Annotated in this window: 18 protein-coding genes; 5 read left to right on the top strand and 13 right to left on the bottom strand. The window is 44.6% G+C overall.

What is annotated here, in order from left to right; all coding sequences use genetic code 11:
* Positions 1-3 precede the first annotated feature (3 nt).
* From L3J70_08460 to L3J70_08445, 4 genes are all read right to left on the bottom strand, one after another.
* A complete protein-coding gene (locus L3J70_08460; protein ID MCF6236383.1) occupies positions 4-360 on the bottom strand; it encodes a hypothetical protein in 357 nt (118 codons plus the stop codon).
* Positions 361-626: 266 nt separating this feature from the next.
* On the bottom strand, positions 627-2,423 hold the full coding sequence (locus L3J70_08455; protein MCF6236382.1) for a hypothetical protein: 1,797 nt from the start codon (positions 2,421-2,423) through the stop codon (positions 627-629).
* Between the two features lie 8 nt (positions 2,424-2,431).
* Positions 2,432-3,397 (bottom strand): peptidylprolyl isomerase, encoded by a 966-nt coding sequence (locus L3J70_08450; GenBank protein ID MCF6236381.1) that lies wholly within the window; start codon positions 3,395-3,397, stop codon positions 2,432-2,434.
* Between the two features lie 27 nt (positions 3,398-3,424).
* Positions 3,425-4,261 (bottom strand): cytochrome c3 family protein, encoded by an 837-nt coding sequence (locus L3J70_08445; GenBank protein ID MCF6236380.1) that lies wholly within the window; start codon positions 4,259-4,261, stop codon positions 3,425-3,427.
* Positions 4,262-4,537: 276 nt separating this feature from the next.
* Between L3J70_08445 and nfo the strand changes: the two genes are divergently transcribed.
* The gene (gene nfo / locus L3J70_08440) at positions 4,538-5,389 is read left to right on the top strand and encodes a deoxyribonuclease IV (protein ID MCF6236379.1); all 852 of its coding nucleotides are present in this window, start codon (positions 4,538-4,540) and stop codon (positions 5,387-5,389) included.
* 48 nt (positions 5,390-5,437) lie between these two features.
* Here nfo and L3J70_08435 read toward each other — a convergent pair whose 3' ends face one another.
* On the bottom strand, positions 5,438-7,351 hold the full coding sequence (locus L3J70_08435) for a hypothetical protein (protein ID MCF6236378.1): 1,914 nt from the start codon (positions 7,349-7,351) through the stop codon (positions 5,438-5,440).
* A gap of 285 nt (positions 7,352-7,636) precedes the next feature.
* Here L3J70_08435 and L3J70_08430 point away from each other — a divergent pair, with 285 nt between their 5' ends.
* The 4 genes from L3J70_08430 to L3J70_08415 are packed head-to-tail and all read left to right on the top strand — an operon-like array spanning position 7,637 to position 10,986.
* Positions 7,637-8,575: a MipA/OmpV family protein gene (locus tag L3J70_08430; protein MCF6236377.1), complete on the top strand. Its 939-nt coding sequence runs from the start codon at positions 7,637-7,639 to the stop codon at positions 8,573-8,575.
* Between the two features lie 2 nt (positions 8,576-8,577).
* On the top strand, positions 8,578-8,985 hold the full coding sequence (locus tag L3J70_08425; protein ID MCF6236376.1) for a DUF3019 domain-containing protein: 408 nt from the start codon (positions 8,578-8,580) through the stop codon (positions 8,983-8,985).
* 5 nt (positions 8,986-8,990) lie between these two features.
* On the top strand, positions 8,991-9,701 hold the full coding sequence (locus L3J70_08420; protein ID MCF6236375.1) for a response regulator transcription factor: 711 nt from the start codon (positions 8,991-8,993) through the stop codon (positions 9,699-9,701).
* Positions 9,694-10,986 (top strand): ATP-binding protein, encoded by a 1,293-nt coding sequence (locus tag L3J70_08415; protein MCF6236374.1) that lies wholly within the window; start codon positions 9,694-9,696, stop codon positions 10,984-10,986. The genes L3J70_08420 and L3J70_08415 overlap by 8 nt, the downstream gene beginning before the upstream one ends.
* 47 nt (positions 10,987-11,033) lie before the next feature.
* Here the strand turns inward: L3J70_08415 and L3J70_08410 are convergent, their stop codons facing one another.
* The 8 genes from L3J70_08410 to L3J70_08375 form a co-directional block, all read right to left on the bottom strand.
* Positions 11,034-11,294, bottom strand: coding sequence for an RNA-binding protein (locus L3J70_08410; protein MCF6236373.1), 261 nt, complete (start codon positions 11,292-11,294; stop codon positions 11,034-11,036).
* A 130-nt stretch (positions 11,295-11,424) separates the two neighbouring features.
* A complete protein-coding gene (locus L3J70_08405; GenBank protein MCF6236372.1) occupies positions 11,425-12,702 on the bottom strand; it encodes a DEAD/DEAH box helicase in 1,278 nt (425 codons plus the stop codon).
* A 67-nt stretch (positions 12,703-12,769) separates the two neighbouring features.
* Positions 12,770-13,255: an NfeD family protein gene (locus L3J70_08400; GenBank protein MCF6236371.1), complete on the bottom strand. Its 486-nt coding sequence runs from the start codon at positions 13,253-13,255 to the stop codon at positions 12,770-12,772.
* A complete protein-coding gene (locus L3J70_08395) occupies positions 13,252-14,214 on the bottom strand; it encodes a paraslipin (GenBank protein ID MCF6236370.1) in 963 nt (320 codons plus the stop codon). The genes L3J70_08400 and L3J70_08395 overlap by 4 nt, the downstream gene beginning before the upstream one ends.
* Positions 14,215-14,264: 50 nt before the next feature.
* The gene (suhB, locus tag L3J70_08390; GenBank protein MCF6236369.1) at positions 14,265-15,047 is read right to left on the bottom strand and encodes an inositol-1-monophosphatase; all 783 of its coding nucleotides are present in this window, start codon (positions 15,045-15,047) and stop codon (positions 14,265-14,267) included.
* A gap of 112 nt (positions 15,048-15,159) precedes the next feature.
* The gene (locus L3J70_08385; GenBank protein ID MCF6236368.1) at positions 15,160-19,263 is read right to left on the bottom strand and encodes a hypothetical protein; all 4,104 of its coding nucleotides are present in this window, start codon (positions 19,261-19,263) and stop codon (positions 15,160-15,162) included.
* Between the two features lie 249 nt (positions 19,264-19,512).
* Positions 19,513-19,953 (bottom strand): hypothetical protein, encoded by a 441-nt coding sequence (locus tag L3J70_08380; GenBank protein MCF6236367.1) that lies wholly within the window; start codon positions 19,951-19,953, stop codon positions 19,513-19,515.
* Positions 19,954-20,032: 79 nt separating this feature from the next.
* Positions 20,033-22,609, bottom strand: coding sequence for a heavy metal translocating P-type ATPase (locus L3J70_08375; GenBank protein ID MCF6236366.1), 2,577 nt, complete (start codon positions 22,607-22,609; stop codon positions 20,033-20,035).
* Positions 22,610-22,622 lie beyond the last annotated feature (13 nt).

Raw genomic sequence — 22,622 nt, 5'->3', positions numbered from 1 at the left:
CCTTTATTTGCTTTCTAGCGATTTATACGCAGGCGCAACTAAACGCTGCACTGTGCTGCCATGAAAATGTGTTGGTGTACCAGGGTTGCCCGAGTGACACATATTACAGTTTTCTACAGACCACGCGACTTCACCATTGTGACAAGCTCCGCAGAACTGACCGTCAATAATCTTCGCCATTGTAATTTTGTTGCCACCCGCTTTAAATTCAAACCCTAAATCGGCATGACATACTTTGCAACGAAAACGAATACGATGAAACCAGTGAGGAAAAACAGCAGGGCGCATACCCGCTGCATCAGAATAGTTATTTATAACCACATCGCCATATTCAGCATGGACATTCTGAGAACCTAACATCAGAACCAACCCTGCAAATACCCCGACAAAAGCAAATTTACTCATAAATTTGCGCAAGGGATTAAGTATCATTGAACACCTCCTCGTCAACAAAATAAAAAATACAATTAAAACTACACTTACCTTTTACAAACAGCCTACCAAACACTTCTTCTCTATAAAAAGCTGTCAGATTATGAAAAAAGATACCCCATAATTTGAAAGCCTTTCAGAACACTCACTGTTCCCTGCTGTAAAAGCTTTTTTCAACCAGAATTACCTTCCAGTTAAAACCGTCGAGCTAACCGAACCAGCATTAAATTGCTACGATCGCCTTCGCGATCAATAATTCGGTAACTTAAACTACAATCAAGCAAACCGATGCTGTAATCCAGGCGGTTATCCCACTCTGAACGATCCACACCATTACTTAATGACACCTTTGAAATATTCAGATCAGAGCGAAACCCTAAATTGGTTACTCCAAAAATGCGTTGGTGATAATAACCGATTTGACCTGATGTTGTCGCTATATTCTCAAAATCACCGTAATACTTATCATAATACGTATACTGTGTGGTCATCGCAGCATTAAACTCACTCCGACGATTCAATGGGAGCATTCCAGATAGTTGAAAGTTAAATAGCTGCTGCGCATTGCCTTGATCATCAATATCACGTCGATCTTCTGCAAACAGTCGCGCATATGCTGTCATCCATGTGGCCGATTTATTCCAGCCAAGGCTGACCGAATGATCAACCTGTGTTATTGCATCATCTTGATCACCAAATTGCTGGTTTTGATTGAGTGTCTGACTCAAATTCAGATTAAGATTGGATGACATGGGCGCAATCCATGATTTTTTTAAATTGTGCCCGACACGCCCAACAAGACGATTTTCGTCAACACCATAATTTTCGTCAACATTACTCTCTTCATTTCGCTGCATTGAACCCGAAGCAAACCACTGATAAGCCGCATTAGAAAAAAGATCATATAAATCAGACTGGTATAACCCACCCACACGTAAACTATTAAAATCACCTTGACTCAAGCCGTCATCATTCGCTCCCAGGCTAACACTAATGTCGCCCCTGAAATTTTTAGTAAACTGGTAATTTGCACCCCCACGAGCACTTGTCGAAAAAACACCGCCCGCATTATCAGTTATTTCCGTATCGATATCGGCAACTCTCACTCCACCACTTACGGTAAGCAAACGGCTTTTTGAACGCCATAACGCAAAACTGGACATCTGCATGGTATTCACAGTTGATTCGTCAGGGTCAATCAATGTCGGCTGCTGCAAGGAGGTATCAACATTAGATAGGCTAAACATTGAATCAATCGTCAATGACTCTGTAGGACGCCAGAAATGATCGACATCAAGCAAACGATTCTCTGTATTTCTTTCTTTTGTTTGCAAAAAACTTGTCGTTTGACTGTTAAGTGTTGTGGTTAATGTCTGGTTTGGAAAGCGTAATCTTGCTTCTAACCCTACATTTTGATCATCAAAGCGGTTTCTATCCGAAGTCCACTGCCCCTTACTGAAGCGCCCTTGAAAACGATGATTCCCTGCTGTAAGCCATGATTGGCGAAGGTCGAGACGGGTTGTTTGATAATCCTGCCCTGAGTCAGTCAGTAAATTATTATCACTTCGGGTATCCACTCGGCTATCACTTGCATGAAAAATCAACGAAAAAGGGACTTTGCTCCGTGGTAAAACATTCAAATTAAACTCTCCTGTTATAATTTTTGCATCCTTACTTTGCTGCCCAACACTATAATCAAACTCCTTACTATCAAGTGTCACGCTCAATCGCCCACCCACCGTAGCAAACCAGGGTTGCCACAAATACGATGAGGCTTTTATTGTGCCATCCAACTGACTACTGACCACTTTATCTCGATCAACTTGATCAGAAGAGCGATAATTGTAACCAACGCTGCCAGACAAATTCAATGGCGCACTTCCTATGGCCAAACGACCCCATAAAATAGTAAACAACAAAACAGATAGTAGAGCCGCACCACTCAATAATGACTGAAATGTTTTCCTGTTTATTATTGAGTTGATTGCCATACAGTCATTTATTCTATACTCGCCAAAACCACTTCATTCGTCGTGACTGGCGTTGCAGTACGCAACTTATTAATAAATTCGCGATACGCAAGCGCACGATGCTCGCGCAACCATAAATCACTTGCCCGCTCTTTAACGTCCACAAATTTATTCAATTTGGATGAACGCTTATCAAGCAACTTCATAATGGCCACCCCTTGCAACAAAACTACAGGCTTTGACACAGCACCATGAACCAACCCATCCAGCACTTTCTGAGCTTGTGGTGCCAACATCCCTTTATGTATATATCCCAAATCTCCGCCACTGGACGCTGACTCATGGTTAGAGTCGCGACGAGCTATATCTGCAAAACTAGCCCCACCTTTAACTTCAGAAACCAGAGATTCAACTTTTGAAAATGCCGCGTCCCATACCTCGCCTTTTGATGAAGGTGCAACCTTCAACAAAATTAATGAAATATGAAATTGCTCTGGCGTTGTAAATTTATCGGCATTTTGTTCGTAATAGCGCAGAACATCACTCTCTTTTGCAACGACACCATCCTTAATTTTCAAGCTTAGCTGCTCAATCAAACTCTTCTCTTTAAGTTCTTGAGCGACTGATTTTAACCATACGTCACTCTCCGATTGCCAGCCCCGAGCCTCAATGCGCTTTTTCCACTGCTGAATTTCACTCTTGATCCAGCTTTCGTCTGGAGCCAGATCACGTTTAATTGCCTCTTGAAGCAATAACTTGTTATCCACCATATCGGCCAACACCTCCTGACGCAGAGCTATTTTTTTCTCTGGAGAGACTGAACCATGGTAAAATTTTTGGCGAAGCTCAGCACGAAAAGAGGCCTGAAACTGTGAGACTGTAATTTTTTCGCTACCTACCGTTGCAACCACCGATGCTTCACTGATACCCGCATTGGCAGTGACTCCATTAGTATTTAAAAAAAATACGACAAGGATGCCTACAAAAGATCGCATCAATTTTCTTGAAAGTAGTTTCATAAGTTATTTAACGTGACAAGCCAAACAGACTGCACTACCTGAAGGAGTAATGCGTAAAAAAGTTGGATTTTCATCAACATGAGGATCATGACAAGAAGCACACTCGACATATGGCTGCGGCTCACCAAACCCTCTACCACGAGTCCCTACGCGCGTATAGAGTTTCATATCCGTTTTTTCATACTCACTCGTACCACCTTCTGTTGAAGTGTTCACCCACCAAACACGTGTCGTACCACTTATTTTTGTAACTGGGGGATTAAAATCGCCATCAACGCCTGGGCCTTGCGGATTCGCATTCGAGTACCCACCTCCGGCATACTGCACACCCACTGGGTGGTCGTTGGTTAAATCTTTACCCAGATTTGTTACGACATCAACAGGAATTGTACCATTTGTACTTCCAGCCAAACCGCTCCACGACCCAACAGAGTAGGCAGGTACATCCAGACCAGAACCAGGTTCATTGATCACAGAATCCATCGCTTGAGAACCATCATGACAAGACAGACACGCCAAAGAGACTGAGCCAATGGCCTCGATACCACCATCAAGTGTTGTGGTTCCCATTTGATCGTATGTAGCAAAAGCACCCGAATTTGTTAAATTACGATTCCACAAAGGAACGGCTGCCTCACTATTACCCGCGTGAGGTGTATGACAAAACACACAAACTTCAGCTGTGCCACTAAAGTTACTTGAGCCACTAATGCCCGTGCTACCTAAGTTGTGCTTGGTATTCGCAACACCCGCACTACTCAGGTGACTCGAAGCAAGCATGACCCCAAATAACAAAAAGGAAGCTTTTTTTTGTGGCTTAATAATTTGATCTATCCGCAATCCAACACACCTTAAAAGTTAAACTATGAATGTTTTACGGCAAACGACCCTGCGCAAAGCACGCTGATTGCCCATTAAACTTCTGTGCCATACATCGTAAAAACTCTACCGTATCCATGTTTTTTTTTCAATACAAATTAAGTGAAAAGTATCTATTTCTATCGACTCTCACTGACAATCTTCCTGACATTATCGGGAATTCCTGAAAAATCCAAAGTTTTTCAGCTATAATTTGCTACACAAAAAATCATTATATTTTAATACAGGGTCACCACAATGAAAAAAATTGGCGCACATGTCAGTGCTTCAGGCGGAGTGCAAAATGCACCTCTGAATGCAAGTAAAATTGGTGCAAAAGCCTTTGCGCTGTTTACAAAAAACCAGCGTCAGTGGGCGGCCAAACCATTAACTCACGAGCAAATTGATCAATTTAACATAAATATGGAAGCCGGTGGATTTCATCCGCAGGACGTATTGCCACATGACAGTTACCTGATCAACCTAGGGCACCCCGATGAGGTTGCACGCGAAAAATCACTGAATGCATTTATTGACGAATTGGAACGTTGTGAACAGCTCAGCCTGCCCTACCTCAATTTTCACCCTGGCAGTCACCTCCGAAAAATATCAGAAGAAGCGTGCCTTGACTTCATTGCAGAGTCGATCAACCGAGCCATTGATGTAACCACTAACACCATAGCGGTCATCGAAAATACATCAGGGCAGGGTTCAAACCTGGGCTATCGCTTCGAACACCTCGCACATATCATCAACAAAGTGGAAGATAAAAGCCGCATCGGTGTGTGCCTCGATACTTGTCACACCTTCACGGCTGGTTATGACCTTCGTACCCGCGCATCTTATGATGAAACAATGAATGCATTTGAAGAGATTGTTGGTTTTCAATACCTGAAAGGGATGCATATCAATGACTCAAAACCCGATCTTGGCAGCAGAGTCGATCGGCACCACAGTATCGGTGAAGGAAAAATAGGAGTTGAGCCTTTCAGGTTTATTATGAACGACCCACGCATGGATGACATGCCATTAATACTTGAAACCATTAACGCCGATATCTGGCCACAAGAAATTGAACTGCTTTATAGCATGATGAAACCAGAAAAATAACATAAATAAGCCCCCAACAAAGGGGGCTTACTATACTTTAGAAAAAAACTACATCATATTCGGCAGCACCATCGGTGTTTCAGAATTTGAGCTATCATCCATCACTGGAATCGGGCCTGCGCCATCACCGATACCATTATCAGGCTCAACCGGCATCATCACTGATGGCTCTGAACTATAACCCACCACCATGATTTCAGCTTCAGTAATCTCTTCATACTGAAAGGTAGAGCTCCCCTCTTCAAAAGCAATGAGATATACCATTGCTGTATCAAGCTGACTCTCCTCACCCCAATAATGAAAATTTGAATTTTCACCATCAACCATTCCACCGCCAATCATATTGTCAAACACTTCATGAATTTCATTTCCAGAAATCGCCTCAGAAACGATGATGTACTCGCCCTCATTCACCAAGCCTGACACCGTAATAGCAACTTCAAAAAATGAATTTTCAATCAGCTCAAGCTCATCATCGTCCATATAGAACTCGTTCTCTTCAAAGGTAAAGTCTGTAATTGGCTCGTCCATTGGCATAGGCAAAAGTGTCATATCACTAACACCTTCATTCCAATTCTCCTCTTGATCACAAGCTGTATCACACCATCGATACTTCAACATGTTACCTTTACCATCAAAAATTTCTTCAGTATTAAATACGAACTCTTTCTTCTCTTCCGTCTCTTCTTCCACAAGTGCACTTGTAAACAACAAACTCTCTGTTCTCAAAAAGCCGCCACTATCACTGGCACGCCCTTTTGAAGACATTTTCATCGTAAATTCCGGCATGAAATCATTCTTATCAAAACTGATATTAACTGTGCCCTCTGGATCGCTCTCTTTTTCACTCAAAGAGATCGTTGATAAAAATCCGCCTTTACCAAACTCTTCACCCATATCAAAACTACTTTCATCACGAATCGTGACTATTTTTTCACCGCCTTGATCTAAATAACTAAAAGTATACGAATAGCTTGATTGATCATCTTCATAACGAAAACCACTTTTCACACGTTTTTCATCAGAAGACCAAATCACAAAGAAACGTTCGGATTCAACAACAGAACCAATGAACTCAACAAGCTCTCCATCAACACTTTCCATAGTTGTAGATATAGGCTCCATATAAGTGGGCTCTATCTCAACTTCGTATTGAAACTCTTCATCCGCACCATACTGAGTATAGCTAATTGAACCCAGAGGAATTACATCACCCACAACAAAATCGGGCTGAGGTTCACCGACAACTGGATAATCTTCACCTTGCGGCTCAGGCATGACTTGATAGTCGCCCTGCGAACCATCGTCGACCAAATGAGGCTCTGGCACTGTCTGCGGATCGACTGCCGCAGTGCTTACACCCGAACTCCCACTTGAAACAAGGTCAGGACCATAAAGAGCACCGCCATAAATATCACCGTATTGGTTATCATATAAATCATCAATGCGTCTATTAATTTCATCATTCGCTTTCACCAATGCTTCGGTTACTTTGAGTGATATTTTATTTTTTGGAATCGAACATGCTTCACCCAACGCTGTTCCGTCACAACGGGATTTAATATCATCCCAAACGGCATCCAGCATCAAAACTTCACGTTCTTGCTCCAAACGACTCCGTTCAACAGAAAATGCAGAGTCTTTAATCATCAAGTAACCAAAGCTGACCCCTTGCCCTTGTCCATCAGAACCAAGAGGAATTGGACCAGCTCCATCCCCAATACCTCCATCAGATTCAACAGGCATCATCACCACAGAACCGTTCAATGCACGTACATTTGAGTCAGTTTTCTTTGTGAGCAGTGACTTGGGAATATCAATACTTCTTTGGACAGGTAAATTCTTTAACTGGTAAGCCTCAACATTATTCTCCCCAGGTGAATCAGAATTCCCACCGCATGCGCTGAGCGCGAGTGCAATAGAACTGACCAAGATGGTCTTTTTTAATTTTATTTTACTCATAATCAAACCCTTTCTATTCAATAACGAAAAAATATTTAAAATCACCTTCATGTAATGAATACAACAGCATCACTTCGCTTCAATTCTACAAATTCATCCATTTCAATAATATGTCATATCGCACTGTTTCCAGTACACTTTCACTCTAGTCGCTCCAAGGGATGCAAGTCCATTGAAAAAATGTATCACTATGTAGTTTTGAGGAATTGATACACTCTGATACAAACTGGTAAATTGAGTTGCGTCAAAATAGGAATACACCATTCACCTGGATATTATTAAAGTATGAAAGTTTTTATTGGGATACGTTCCATCGTATTTCTTGTTTGCCTATTTGCCACCTCATATCTCATAGCAGCAGATATCGCCCATGATGTACGAAGCACGGAAACTCCTCCCCATACAGAAAGTGGCGGATTTATCGAAATTGGTTTGAAGGCATCGACAAAGCGTAACCCGATAGAGGCTGAAGGCGATCAAGCTGGATTCTCATTATTACTTGACGGCAGTTTTCAATGGAGAGGGCTATTCATTGAAGTGATTGAAGACTCTTCAACACTTTTCACCGCAGGGTACAACGCTTGGAATAATAACTACTGGTCGCTCGATATTGTTGTAAGCCAAATTTATGATGACGATATAGAGTATAGCAGCTTCAAAAAAATTGAAATATTTGAATTTGAAGGTGGGCCACCAGAGGAAGAGATTGATGGCACTCAAAGTTCAACTGAAATTATAGAATCTAACTTATTCACTGACGAAACCCTTGTTGATCGTTTTAAAAACTTGCGTGACAGGAACAGTGGTTTCTTAGTCGGAGGCAGAGCTACCGCCTATTATGGAAACTATATTTTCCAATTCGGATTACTCACAGACATAAGCAGTCGACGTAACGATATTGTCACTTCAATAGAGGCAGGACGAAGCTGGCAAATACGTAACTGGAACTTATACACACTAGGCCGTGTTCGCTATAATACTTATAAAGTTATTAACTACTATCTGGATCTGAACGATCCGCAAAAAAAGACCGAAACATTTTATTCTAAAAATAGAGCATCCATATTGGCATTGAAGGTAGGTGCAGCTCATCCGTTAACTGAAAACTGGCTGTTTAGATGTTCACTAGAATATAAAGCACTTTCCGAAAGTTTTTTCCAAAGCCCCATGATCACGACCCGTCGTGGCACATCTCTCTCCACATCAATCAGCTATGTTTTTTAATCATGTCGATGATTAAACGAATAACCCGATCGACAATCTTAAGTGCAATACTGATATGTTGTGTATCAATAAAAACTCACGCGGCCGACATCAAACCTTCTTTGAAAATAACGCCTGATCGCTGCATTAGTCTGCATAAAGGCCAAACTTGCTATCAAAAAATTACAATCCATTGGCAATCTGCCATCCAAGCCGATTATTGCCTGTTTCAGAAAGGGATTGTTTCACCATTACAATGCTGGAAAGCATCCAGCAACGGTGAACTTAAAATAGATATTCAGTCAACCAAACCCATTGATTATGAGCTGCGCCGTCAGGGTGAACATTCACCTTTCGCAACTTCATCTCTATCCATTCACTGGGTGTACAAATCAACCAAAAGACAAAAAAGAGGGTGGAGGCTATTTTGAAACCCATGACAGAAAACGATATACCACATATTTTAGTGGTTGAAGATGACCCATCGCTCAGCGAATGGATTGGTGACTATCTTGCATCTCAAGGTTACAAAGTCAGCTTTACAGATCGTGGCGATGAAGCCGTTCGTTTGATTAAGGATGACATACCCGATTTAGTGCTTCTTGATGTCATGCTACCCGAGCTGGATGGGTTTGAGGTCTGCAAACAGGTGCGCGATTTCTATCAGAATCCGATCCTGATACTCACCGCTCGCACAGAAGAGACAGACGAATTATTAGGGTTTGATCTCGGCGCTGATGACTACCTGTCAAAGCCCGTTAAACCACGTATTTTATTAGCCAGAATCAGAAGGTTATTAAAACGTGACGAACTGAATCAAGAGGTTTTGCAAGTTCTCCAGTTTGGCCATTTAAAAATTGATGCCACTTCAAGAACTGTCATTTTTATGGGTGAACGACTGGATCTCTCCTCCAATGAATTTGAAGCGCTCTGGCTCTTGGCTTCAAATGCAGGTGAAATAGTCAGCCGAGACCACCTGATGCAAAGCCTGTTAAAACTGGAGTACGATGGAGTCAATCGAGCCATTGACTTGATGATTTCAAGATTACGGAAGAAACTTAATGACGACCCCTCTAAACCCAGTCGAATAAAAACAATAAGAGGCAAAGGCTACCTGTTTGCAACCGATGCCTGGGACGATGCATAAACTTACTTTATCACTGTTGATGGTCGCCATTATCGCAACTCTGGGTCTAGGTTGGGCATTAGATGGCCTGTTTGAACGCTATTCAAATCACTCACAAGAAGATGACCTTACCCCTTACCGTGAGACCGGGATCAGCTTGGCAAAAATGATTGATCTTCATAAAAACTCAAAACAAGCCATTGAACAGATCAATTCTGATCATCACCTTGAGTTTTCAGTGAAACCATTTTCAGAATTTTTGCTACCCTCAGAAATCAGTACTGAGTTTACTCAGGGACGGCCACTTACACTGGAATCTGACGATAGTTTGACATTGAATTTCTATCTACCAAAAAAACAACAAGTTTTCACGATAGCACTCCCCGCAACATCACAAACCTCCAATGAAAAGCCACTTCGCTTGTTTTTTACCGTAATTTTTTACGTGGGTACTCTGATGCTACTACTACTTTGGTTATATCCATTAGTGAACCATCTCATCAAACTCAAAGAAGCCGCAAAAGCCTTTGGCAAAGGCGACCTTGATCAACGCATTTCAACAAATTCAATCTCCTATATTTCAGAAATCGAAATTGAATTTAATCGCATGGCTGGACAGATCCAAACATTGATCAGTGACAACAAACTATTAGGCAGCGCAGTCTCCCACGATTTACGCACACCTTTAGCACGACTTCGATTTGGCATTGATGTTTTATCAGAGGTTGACGACCCAAAAACAAGAAAAAAATATCAGCAACGTATCAGTCAAGATGTTGATGAGATGGAGTCTCTGGTTGAAACACTGCTCGACTACACCAAACTGGATCAATCAATGGTTAAGCTGGAAAAAACCGAGCTAAACCTTGAAACAACCATAAATTCTTGCCTTAGCAAGGTGGCGAGCCAATCAAAAAAAATAGAGTTTGAGCATCCCGCTAAAGTAGTGACTATTGTCGGCAATGAACGCTACCTCTCCATGCTAATCAACAATATTATCCAGAATGCACTCCAATATGCTGATCACCATATTCTTATTTCAATAACAGTTAGAAAAGATCACACTCTGTTAGCGGTCGATGATGATGGTGAAGGCATTCTGGAAAGTGAACGGGCGCAAGTTCTTAAGCCGTTTGTTCGTGGAAGCCTTGCTAAAACCAATCAAGGATATGGGATGGGTTTAGCCATTTCCAAACGGATTACTGAATGGCATGGAGGTAAATTAGTGATATTAAACTCAAAAAAATTAGGCGGCGCTAGAATTGAAACCACATTTCCGATTCAGACCACTCACACTCAAAAGTGACTTCCCCGCAGCGAGCTGCGGGGGAGAGCAGCCCAACAGGTTAAATTTTAACGGCCTCTACGCCCTACTTTAGGAGACTCAAAGTTCACCTTTATAGGCTTGCCATTAAAGTCTTTTCCATTAAGGCCTGCAATCGCTGCGCGTGCCTCATGACCTTCCATTTCAATAAAACCAAAACCCTTGCACTGCCCAGAAAAAACATCAGTAACAAGCTTTAGTGAGCGTACAGTTCCAAACTCAGAGAATAGAGCTTCAAGCTCTTTTTCAGTCGTACTCGCTGGCAAACTTCCAATAAATAATTTTTTCAACTTAATTTCCCTTCATAAAAATAAGGTTTAGCGATGACCACCAAGCCAAAAACAAATAACCCCGCCAAGACGGGGTTTTGCATATGTGTATTAGTCTATCAAATAATAAGAGGTTAAATCCAACTCGTGATCAAGAAGAAGAATTTCGGCGTTTTCCTACTGCTTTTTTATTACGTTTACGTAGCTTCTTTTTTTTATCTGCAGCTGTTTTTTTCACCTTGTTTTTTTTAGGTTTTGCTGCCTGACCAGACGCTTTAAGCTTCTTCGGCCCAGTATACGCTGCTTTCAGCCCTTCAATCACTCTGGGTTCAAATTGATGTTTTAGATAACGCTCAATACTCGCCTTCAAATTCCATTCAGTGGATTTGATCAGCGTGATAGCTAAACCTTTATTTCCACCCCGACCGGTACGTCCAATACGATGAACATACTCATCACCGCGCCGCGCCAAATCAAAGTTGATGACAAGGTCAACCCCTTCAATATCCAAACCACGAGCCGCAAGATCCGTCGCAACCAATACATCGACTTTACCATCCCGTAGCATCGACATCACACGGTTACGCTTCACCTGATCGACATCACCGTGAAGCACAGCAACATGCCGCTTCAGACGAATCATATTACCACTGAGTTTATCCGCATGAATGCGGCTATTAACAAAAATCAGAGCCTTATCAAAGGTTTCATGAGCCAACAGCCATAATACCAACCTCAACTTATGACTATCATCATCCGCCAAAATCACCTGTTCACAGATATTGCTATGGGCGCTTCGCCCACCGCTCACGTTCAATATTTCAGGCTCACGTAACATCTGTTTCGCAACCGAAGGCAGCCATCTATTATTGAGTGTCGCAGAAAAAAGTAACGTCTGACGGTTCGGGTTAGAAGCCTTAACAACATTCAACACATCATCACTAAAGCCCATATCCAGCATACGATCCGCTTCATCCAGAACCAATAGATCCAGCGCTGAAAAATCAACCGTGCCTTGCTCCATATGCTCCATTAAACGTCCCGTCGTCGCAACAATAATCTCTGGGTTATCAAGTAATTGTTCGAGCTGTGTATCAATACTACCTCCACCACAAATCAAAGAAGCACTCAATTTGGTGTGTTGACAGAGTGCCTGACAACTTTCAAACACTTGCTGTGCCAATTCACGAGTGGGCAGTAAGATGAGCGCTCGACAACCAGCATCAGGGCTTGATTTACTCAAAAGATGGTGCAACACGGGCAGCAGATAAGCGACCGTTTTACCACTACCGGTCTCAGAGCAAACCTGCAAATCAAACCCTTCCATGGCCAATGGAACTGCCGCAATCTGAACCGGTGTCGGCTGGTTAAAATTCAGGTCTTTAAGTGCTTTGCGAAGAAGACGATGAAGAGAAAAATGAGAAAACAACGGTGAACCTCTGCGATAAAATGTGTCGCTACCTTAGCAGAAACAGCAAGAAATGATCATAAAACAATCACGTTTTAATGTGCTTTTTTACCTTAAACTTACCCGCATCAACAGACGTCACAACCACAGCCGTTCCCTTAAGTAGTTCTTCTACATCTGAATCGAAATCAAGTTCCACTTTCCACTCAATTCCTGAGTAACGCGTTTTTCCAGGTAGCGTCGTACTAACACCCTCATCCAAGCGAAACTTTAAACCGATCAGATCACTGGTATTATCTTTCTCAGGAGCCTTGCTATTATTTTGTAATTTCATAAAAGGCTTCCAAAGCGCAACTGAAATAACCACCGAGCTCACCACAAAGGTCGCAGTCGTTGCAACCCACGTTCCAGGAACGATTCCAAACCAAACCGCCCCACCCGTTACTAGGGCTGCAAAACCAACAAATAGTACAAAGCCGGTTGAAAATCCAAGCGCCAATGCTTCCACTGCCAGCAAAATGAAACCTAGAATAAACCAAAAATCATCAATATTCTTGTCAAAAAACTCGATCATGATGAAGGCTCATTTGAACTTGAGTAAGAAGAAAAAGCTTTGCTTTGATTCATAGCACTGACTATCGCCACAGCTTCTGCCACTGTAGAGCCTGTTTCACCGGACTTTCCATCCATCAATACAACGGTTGATTCTTTTGCGATCTCTTTTTTAGCTTCAATTGCCAACGTTGCCAGATCCAGTTGCACAGCTTTTTGGCCGGAAGCAGAATCAGCCGCTGCTCCGATGGTACGCAACTCCATCGCCTTCGCTTCAGCCACCAGTTCAATCGCCCTGGCCTCACCTTCAGCCATAAGTATTTGCTCGGCTCGATCGGCTTCTGCTGCCAATACTTTTGAGCGCTTATCACCTTCCGCCACATTAATAGCCGATTGGCGCTCACCTTCAGATTCCAATATTGTTGCCCGTTTGTCGCGCTCTGCTTTCATCTGCCGTTCCATCGCTTCCAATACACTTCGTGGTGGCACCAAGTCTTTAATTTCATAACGAAGCACTTGAACACCCCAAGGCTCAGCGGCTTCATTGATCGCATTTACAATGGCAACGTTTAATTTATCTCTCTCTTCAAAAGTTTTATCCAGCTCCATTTTGCCAAGCTCAGAGCGCATGGTGGTTTGTGCCAATTGAATCACTGCAAATGTGTAGTGATCCACACCGTAACTGGCTTTATAAGGATCAAGCACTTTTAGATACAAAACACCATCTACTTTCAAACCAATATTATCTTTGGTAATCGCCGATTGACCAGGCACATCAATCGCCTGCTCTTTCAGTGTTCGGTTATAGGCAACCTTATCAATAAATGGAATGATAAAATTGAGCCCCGCAATCAGGGTTCTATTGTATTTACCAAACCTCTCGACAACAAGGGCTCGATTTTGTGGAACAAATTTAATGGATGTTTTCAGCAGAATAATAATGATGACTGCCAAGCCAATCAAAAAAGTAAATGAATCCATTTTTCTCTCCTATTTTATAGAGTCGATAGTGTCAATATAAAAAACCAGCATTACTTCATATGCGGATGAATCGTTTGCAACATCCCTTTAAGCATTTTGGCATTTCCTGCAACAATATCGCCCGACTCCATAAAGTCGTGGCCGCCATGTAAATCTGTGATTAAACCACCCGCTTCCTGCACAATCAATACACCCGCAGCAATATCCCAAGGTTGCAAGCCCATTTCCCAAAAACCATCTAAACGACCCGCAGCAACATAAGCCAAATCTAATGCGGCAGAGCCTGGACGACGAATACCCGATGTTTGAGTAATAAATGACTTAAGCATGCCTAAATAGCTATCAAGACGACTAAAATTCTTATAGGGAAAGCCTGTGCCCAGCAACGAACCGGATAAATTGCGATGGCCACTCACCCTAATGCGTCGCTCATTCATATGAGCACCACCCCCTCGAGTTGCAGTAAATAGCTCTTGTCGCATAGGATCATAAACCACTGCCACTTCTAGACGGCCTTTATATTGAAGTGCAATTGAAACAGCAAATTGTGGAAACCCATGGATAAAATTGGTTGTACCATCCAATGGATCAATAACCCACAGATAGTCATCACCCGAGTGGCTACCACTCTCCTCTGCCAGAATGGCATGATCCGGATAGGCTTTTTTAATCACATCAATGATTTGTGATTCAGCTTTATTATCAATCTCCGAAACAAAATCATTTTGATCTTTCATAGTAATTTTCAGTCGATCAGTTCGATCAACAGCACGGGAAATAGTATCCCCCGCTTTACGAGCAGCACGGATGGCAATATTCAGAGTCGGATTCATTTAGATAATTCAGTCAACAAAAACACATAAGGATACCACTTTTCAGTATTAAAAATACTGAAACCCTGAAGAGATGTAGATTCAATGACGGTCAATTACTTAATCCAGAAAATCATTTATCATCTTTAAAATCTAACAAAAGCTCTTCGTCAGATTTAGGTTTCTCATCTTTATTTAGTTTTTTGCCCTTAGTTTTATTCTTAATTTTTACCGGCAAATGCTTCCAAAGGCCATTTGTAGTAAAGCACTGCCATGACCATTTGAGCCACCCCAGTAAGGCGAAAGCAAGCCAAAGGCTCCAGGCCAGCATCAGCACACGGTACAGCCACATTGGTGCTGATACCACTGTTGCTGCGGGCAGAAGTTCGTTGGAATGGTCTGAATACCATTTCAAATAATACGCACTTGAGCCATTACCACTGATCTGCATATCAGGGTGACCCAACAAGCCCGTGCTTACGGCTCCAACTAATCCAAGCAAGGCAATGACGGTTAACATTCCAAGGCCAACTTGTATCAGATTAAATATTTGTGGTTTAACGGTATGAGTTAAGCTTTTTTGACGATATCCCATCGCAAATAACCACCCCACAATCAATACTGCAATGCCAACACTCGCTTGTGATAAGCCGATGCCTAGCAATAACCATTGATATGTTTTTAGCGGTGTTTGATGGGTACGACCCAGACCAATGGCGATGACTATAATAACGATTAACACACCCCAAAAGAGTACGGCAGGGCCTAGCTGCGGGCCAAAGGTCAATAGCGTCCAGCGACCTCTCGGCACCTGAATATCAATATTGGCATTGACACTTTCGACTCCTAAATCTACTTGGGGTGTACTCAACAAACTACTCACTCCATTGGCTTCTTGCCAATTCAGTATGATCTGCTGTTCACCGGGTGCAATCGGTAAACGCACAATCCCTCCCTCCTCCTGACGAATGGGTTGCGATTTGCCATTGATTTCAACCACACCCAATGCAACATTTTCAGGCAGCTTCACAATATGCTGACCCGCATGACTGCTCCGCAATCGCATATTCAAAACCACATCGGTCGCACGCTGGCCGGGTTTAACAGTGAGCTGCGTATCATCAATAGTGATTGTTTTCCCTTCAACACCGATGGGTTTTGATACGCTGATGGTGAGCTCTTCTCCAGGCCATGGGTGCCACTTTGGAAACCACGTTCCTTGATGACTCTGGTGATGAATTTGAGGAATACCACTTAATGTTGCGTGCCAGATCGGGCTTACATCCAAACGCCACTGCTCGGCCCAATTCAGAGTCTCTGTCGCCCGTAGCAAAATAGATTCTGAGGGTTCCAAAACAGAACTCCAGCGTACAATACGTTGCTGCGGTGCAAATTGAATCACGGCCTTACCATCCGTCACACGAACCCCATCCGTAGTAACCGATTCGTTTGAGATCAGCGGAACTTCTAAAGCAATCGCGCTGCCCTCAGGGGATATACGCTTGACCTCTGTTTCGACTTGCCACTCAAGACCCAGGCGAAGCGTACGAGTCACTGTCACAAAAGGAGGCAATACCGTTTGTTCCAGCACCTTGGCTTTTTCTCCTTCTGCTATTTTGCGTTCGAGCTGCAGTGCTTTTTCGATACTGCCATCTTTATGTACGCCCTTGACGATCCAGCCCTTGGCATCAACATCAATAAGTTTGGGTTGAAGTGGCAGTGGTAACTGCAACACACGCACCGACCTGATCGAACCGGCAATCTGAATTTTGTGTTTACCTTTGGGTACATAAACCCACAAAGCGTTATTGGCTCCACGAATAGCCTGACTCTGCTGACCATTTAAAGTAACGCGCTCAGCAAGCCAGCCATTGATCTCACCAGGTATGGGCACTGCAACATCTTCACTGGCATGAACCTCTAACAGAATTCGAATTAAGTCGGGCTGCACGTCGAGTTTCATTCGAGATATTTGCGCACATTGCGGTAGACATTCCGCTGGTGTCAGCAAACGACTTTGTAGCTCGTTCAATAGGTTGGAGGACGGAATATCCGCTGAGGCATCACTGGGTACAAACAGTAGAGCATTACCAACAAACAGACTCATGACTCCAAGCTTGGCGAATTCCATCGTTATTCGTCGAGCTTTTAACGAGATACCGGCCAACCTTAATCCCAACAAAAGCACCAAAATCACACAAACCAGTTTAATCAAAGTGGTCAAGGCTGGAGGAATGAGCGTTAACCCCAGTATCTGGCCTTCATGTACAGGCCCACTCCATTGAATAGGCACTGATGACCACTTCCAGCTTGGCAAACCTGGCCCTGTTTGTACTTTGGCATGGGGGTCAATACGCTCACTGTGTATAGAGATAGGCGATGGCTGATACACCTTATCCATTGAGGATTTTTCAGCATAAAAACTTTCAGTGACCGCATTTTCCATCGAAATGGCCTTGGACTCTATGAGTAGAGCTTCATCTTGCTCTACGGGTATACTTGCAGAGTAACTGGATATGACCGTGGGCTGCTCCAATTGCGGATATATAGCCGTTCGTACTGTATCAATCATATAAGGAATTGCAATGAAAAGAAGCCCCAGCAGACTCAAGTAACGTACCACCCCCATGCTTTTTCGGAGCTTCCCTTCGGGAGCGACGCGCATCAGAGCCAGCGCCACAATCACCAACAACCAAATATATTGAGGCGCACCACTCTCATGCCAGGAGATAACAAAACAGGCCAAAGCAATAGCGCCCCACATTTTTCCAAACAGATGGTAGACAGCCAGTGCAGTAATCAAAACAAGAAAGATATCCAGCAAACTCCAGCGATCAAGCCAACTGCTACCGCCGACCGAATCTGCACCAGAAGCTGCAAACAATCGCCAACCTGGTGGCAAGTGCAGAGTGGCCTGAACCTGTGTGAAATTATCCAGCCAGCCGATGGCCGGAACTTCAGAAATATCACCTTGATAGCGTCCATCCGCTTGTATTGAAATTTCACCCTGCCTCACTTCAACGCCCTGCTCTGCCCCGCCTTCCAGGCGAGTAACCAACTGGTCAACACCATTGACCACCACGCGTCCCAACATCATTTCTGGCGACATACTTAAGCGCCACCCTTGACGCATCTGCCCCCTGATTTGATCCTGAAAAGTATAACCACTTCCATCAAAATCAAGCCAAAGATGGCGCTGCATCGTCAGCTCATTGGCGGCGGGATTGGGGTCACCACGGCGTTTGGTGATGATTTTAAAAGCATCGGCTTTTGATACACGATAAGCCGGCAAGTTTTGCCATTCGCCTGGAAGGCGTGTTTGCCTAGGGTCAACAGAAGAGACTCCATCAATTTCAACCAGACGCAGAGAGGGTCTAGCATCAAACACCCAGACCTCTGAATCCGGTAAATCAGAGGCATTCAGAGACAATAAATCAACCGATTTTTTATGCCGCGCTTCGACTTGAATCGTCCAGCGCCCTGGTCTGGCCTGCATACGTAATTTACCATCGACTTCCAGACGCATAGGCAATGCCCCCCTAACTGACAAAGGCACATATTCATCTGAAAACAGTGGTCCCAATACAATTTCACGAGCTTGCCCGACAACATTCAGATCCAGACGCGTCACAACTCTAAGGGGAACATCATCAATCACACGACGAAAAACATCGACTTGCAACCGATCTTCATCAGTCACCGAAGCCTGTGAGGTTGATTCGTTTAGCCACAATCTGCCACTGGCTTCAAAATGGGGGAACTCAATCTGTTTTTTGTCTATAGAAATATTGACCAACCCTGTCGTTTTAGGCAAATCAATAAATTCGGGCAACTCACTCCATATAAAATTGCCCGCAACTTGATAGCTTCCCTTTTTCAGCTGGACATAAGGTCGACCCTTTTTATCACTCACCACAACGGATTTTTCATTAACCGTGACACTCTGCGGCCAATGCTTTTTATTGCCAGGTAAAGCGATCCAGCTCTCTTCGTAAATTATCCAGTTTTGACTGAACAGACCGCCTCGCGCATGCACATCCAGTGATAGTTTTTCAGGCCAGGCGCAATGGTGATTTTTTGAATTCGTATACTCAAAAGGACAGTTCGCCCCCTCTTTACCTTCCAGCACCCACGGCACCCAATTTTTTAACTCATCAGGAATCGCAATCTCATCCTGTGCAGCGTGAGCCCAAGAGGTGATAAATAAGAAAATTAATCCAATAATACGGATAACCATAGGTGTTTGCCTTTAATTTAACTGGAGTCAGAGAAAAGTGTCATTCGTCACATCATCAGTCTATCTCACCGCAGCCACCATCGCATTCTAATTCAGTAGTGTCCGCTTAGAAACTTGCAGTAATTTAAAGGAAAAATTTCTATTGGCTATTTACTGCCATATTGTCAAAACTAATTGGCATAAACTAGAGGGGAATCAGGCATATTGTGTCAGGCACTGCTTTACCCTCTAGCCATAAAACTCACGACCCTAATCTTTGGGTCGCTCATAAACAAAATTTGCTGTGGATTTATTTTTATTTTTACCACGCTTGATCTCGACAAGAATGCGATACATCTCCGGCTTGTGCATAACGAAATAGTTACCATAGCTCAATGCACCACCAAGCATGGACTCCAGATCTTTTGTATGCCCGCCGAGACCAAGTACTGCAACAGTGGCCGTCACTCTGGCATCCTCAATGCGTTCCCCTGATTTAGCATCAAACAACGCCACCATCACATGATAACGGTGCTCTTTGTCACTCCCTCCATGCATACCAGGATGTTCTTTCTGGGTGAGTTGTGCAGGAATAACACCCAGATAAACACTCATACCATCCACCAACTGATGGCGCTTCGAGTCATCAGCCACGGATAGAGTGACCACAAACAACAAACAAACAAAAATAGACAGTTTTTTATATAACATTGTCTTAACTCTCCTCTTATTTTTCGCCGCTTAATTACGGCTATATGTTATCTGGGTTGAGTTCAACCCGGACAACGCCCTACAACTTGACCCTTTTTAGTCTAAGTGCATTACTAATCACCGATACAGAGCTGAACCCCATTGCCGCCGCCGCAATAATGGGCGAAAGCAACAGACCAAATACGGGGTAAAGTATCCCCGCCGCAACCGGCACCCCAGCGGCGTTATAGATAAAAGCAAAGAAAAGGTTTTGGCGGATATTGCGCATGGTGGCATGGCTCAAGCGTCTTGCCCGCACGATGCCGCGCAAATCGCCTTTGACCAGAGTGACACCCGCACTCTCCATGGCCACATCAGTCCCCGTCCCCATGGCGATACCGACATGGGCTTGTGCTAATGCTGGGGCATCGTTGATGCCGTCACCGGCCATGGCGACGATATGCCCTTCGGCCTGAAGCTGCTTGACCACTTCGGCTTTTTGTTCTGGCAACACTTCGGCTTGCACTTGGTCAATATCGAGCTTGGCGGCGACTGCTTCGGCCGTCTTGCGGCTGTCACCCGTCAGCATCACAACTTTGATGCCTTCGCCGTGCAGATCACGAATCGCTTCAGGCGTGGTCTCTTTGATGGGATCGGCCACACCGATCAAACCCGCAGCTTTGCCATCAATGGCGAGTAACATCACGGTCTGGCCTTCGGCGCGTTGGCTGTCTGCCTTTTGGGGAAGATCACCCACGTCGATCGCTAGACTCTCCAGCAGTTTGATGTTGCCCAGCGCCACTTTGCGACCATCCACCCTGCCGGTGACTCCCATGCCGGTGATTGACTGAAAATCGTCTGCCTGGGTTAATGTCACACCTCGTGCTTCAGCGCCTTGCACAATTGCTTCGGCCAAGGGGTGTTCGCTGGCACGCTCCAGACTGGCGGCAAGACGAAGGTTGCCATCCTCCTGAAAACCCGCCGTTGCCATCACCGAGACCAGTTTGGGTTTGCCTTCGGTGAGCGTGCCAGTTTTATCGACCACCAGGATATCAACTTTGCGCAAGACTTCTAACGCTTCGGCATTTTTGAACAACACGCCCATCATTGCCCCTTTGCCAGTGCCGACCATGATCGACATCGGTGTTGCCAGACCCAACGCACAGGGGCAAGCGATAATCAGTACCGCCACGGCATTGATCACGGCATAAGCAATCGCGGGTTCTGGCCCCCACACACTCCAGATGATGAAGGTCAGCACGGCAATGACCACCACAACCGGAACAAAATAACCAGACACCGTATCGACCAGTCGCTGGATAGGCGCGCGGGAGCGCTGAGCTTCGGCAACCATATTAACGATCTGTGACAACAGGGTGTCTGCGCCCACTTTTTCGGCGCGCATCAATAAGCTACCAGTACCGTTGACGGTAGCACCAATTAAGCGCTCCCCCGCCGTCTTGGCAACGGGCAGTGGTTCACCGGTGACCATCGACTCATCAACATTGCTTTCACCATCAATTGCCGTGCCATCCACAGGAATTTTTTCCCCGGGACGCACTCGCAAGGTGTCACCCACCTGCACATGCTCCATGGGAATGTCTTCTTCGCTGCCATCCTCGCGCACGATACGCGCCGTCTTGGGTGCCAGCCCCAATAACAGTTTGATGGCGGCATTGGTCTGGCTGCGCGCCCGCAGCTCCAGTACCTGCCCCAGCAATATCAACACGGTAATGACCGCAGCGGCCTCAAAATAGGCAGGTACAACACCCACCGCATTGAAAACCTCTGGAGGGAAAATGCCGGGGAAAACCGTGGCAATAACACTGTAGGTCCAGGCCACCGAGACGCCGAGTCCAATCAGAGTAAACATATTAAGGTTGCGGGTCACCACCGACTGAATAGCACGCACGTAAAATATCCAGCCGCCCCAGATCACCACCGGCGCGGATAAAAACATTTCAATCCACTGGCGCAGGTTGGGGTCGATCAACTCGGCCATCGCCTCAGGCCAGAACTCGGCGGCCATGGCGCTGAAAAAAACCGGAATGGCAAAAATCGCACTGATCCAGAAACGACGGCTCATGTAATCCAGCTCACTGGTGTCCTCTTCCACCTCTACCGTCATGGCCTCCAGTGCCATGCCACATTTGGGGCAGGAACCGGGCTGATCCTGAATGATTTCAGGATGCATGGGACAGGTGTATTGTGTTTTAGTGGCGACAAGCGGCACCCCCTTCGGTTCCAGCGCCATACCGCACTTGGGGCAACTGCCTGGGCCTTGTTGCTCGACTTCTGGGTGCATGGGGCAGGTGTAGATGCCTGATTCATCCACGGGCTGGTCGGATGTTTTTGCCGCGTGATGGCCATGCTGTTTGCCACTACCACAGCAGCTATCAGATTTTTTCTCCTGTTTTGATTGTGGCGATGCCGCCGCTTTTCCACCACCGCAGCAACTGTGCGCCTTTGTCGCAGGTTCCGTAGCGGTGGCTTTTTTGCTACTGCAACAGCCGCCGTCTTTCTCTTCACTCTTCTGTTGCGTCAAGTATTGCTCTGGAGAGGCTGAAAACTTATTCAAACAACCCTCACTGCAAAAGTGGTAGCGCTGCCCCTGATGTTCGACATGATATTTTGACTCTTCCGTCACACTCATTCCGCATACCGGATCATTTTTCATAACTCTCATCCTT

The organism is Gammaproteobacteria bacterium (genome assembly GCA_021648145.1).
Classification (GTDB): Bacteria; Pseudomonadota; Gammaproteobacteria; order JAADGQ01; family JAADGQ01; genus S141-38.
This window is presented reverse-complemented; position numbering and strand designations above follow the sequence as displayed.

What these genes read in the sequence shown, in the direction of transcription:
- L3J70_08460 (MCF6236383.1), bottom strand. Translation starts at nt 360, where the DNA reads ATGTTAGGTTCTCAGAATGTCCATGCTGAATATGGCGATGTGGTTATA.
- L3J70_08455 (MCF6236382.1), bottom strand. Translation starts at nt 2,423, where the DNA reads ATGGCAATCAACTCAATAATAAACAGGAAAACATTTCAGTCATTATTG.
- L3J70_08450 (MCF6236381.1), bottom strand. Translation starts at nt 3,397, where the DNA reads ATGCGATCTTTTGTAGGCATCCTTGTCGTATTTTTTTTAAATACTAAT.
- nfo (MCF6236379.1), top strand. Translation starts at nt 4,538, where the DNA reads ATGAAAAAAATTGGCGCACATGTCAGTGCTTCAGGCGGAGTGCAAAAT.
- L3J70_08435 (MCF6236378.1), bottom strand. Translation starts at nt 7,351, where the DNA reads ATGAGTAAAATAAAATTAAAAAAGACCATCTTGGTCAGTTCTATTGCA.
- L3J70_08430 (MCF6236377.1), top strand. Translation starts at nt 7,637, where the DNA reads ATGAAAGTTTTTATTGGGATACGTTCCATCGTATTTCTTGTTTGCCTA.
- L3J70_08425 (MCF6236376.1), top strand. Translation starts at nt 8,578, where the DNA reads ATGTCGATGATTAAACGAATAACCCGATCGACAATCTTAAGTGCAATA.
- L3J70_08420 (MCF6236375.1), top strand. Translation starts at nt 8,991, where the DNA reads ATGACAGAAAACGATATACCACATATTTTAGTGGTTGAAGATGACCCA.
- L3J70_08415 (MCF6236374.1), top strand. Translation starts at nt 9,694, where the DNA reads ATGCATAAACTTACTTTATCACTGTTGATGGTCGCCATTATCGCAACT.
- L3J70_08400 (MCF6236371.1), bottom strand. Translation starts at nt 13,255, where the DNA reads ATGATCGAGTTTTTTGACAAGAATATTGATGATTTTTGGTTTATTCTA.
- L3J70_08395 (MCF6236370.1), bottom strand. Translation starts at nt 14,214, where the DNA reads ATGGATTCATTTACTTTTTTGATTGGCTTGGCAGTCATCATTATTATT.
- suhB (MCF6236369.1), bottom strand. Translation starts at nt 15,047, where the DNA reads ATGAATCCGACTCTGAATATTGCCATCCGTGCTGCTCGTAAAGCGGGG.
- L3J70_08385 (MCF6236368.1), bottom strand. Translation starts at nt 19,263, where the DNA reads ATGGTTATCCGTATTATTGGATTAATTTTCTTATTTATCACCTCTTGG.
- L3J70_08380 (MCF6236367.1), bottom strand. Translation starts at nt 19,953, where the DNA reads ATGTTATATAAAAAACTGTCTATTTTTGTTTGTTTGTTGTTTGTGGTC.
- L3J70_08375 (MCF6236366.1), bottom strand. Translation starts at nt 22,609, where the DNA reads ATGAAAAATGATCCGGTATGCGGAATGAGTGTGACGGAAGAGTCAAAA.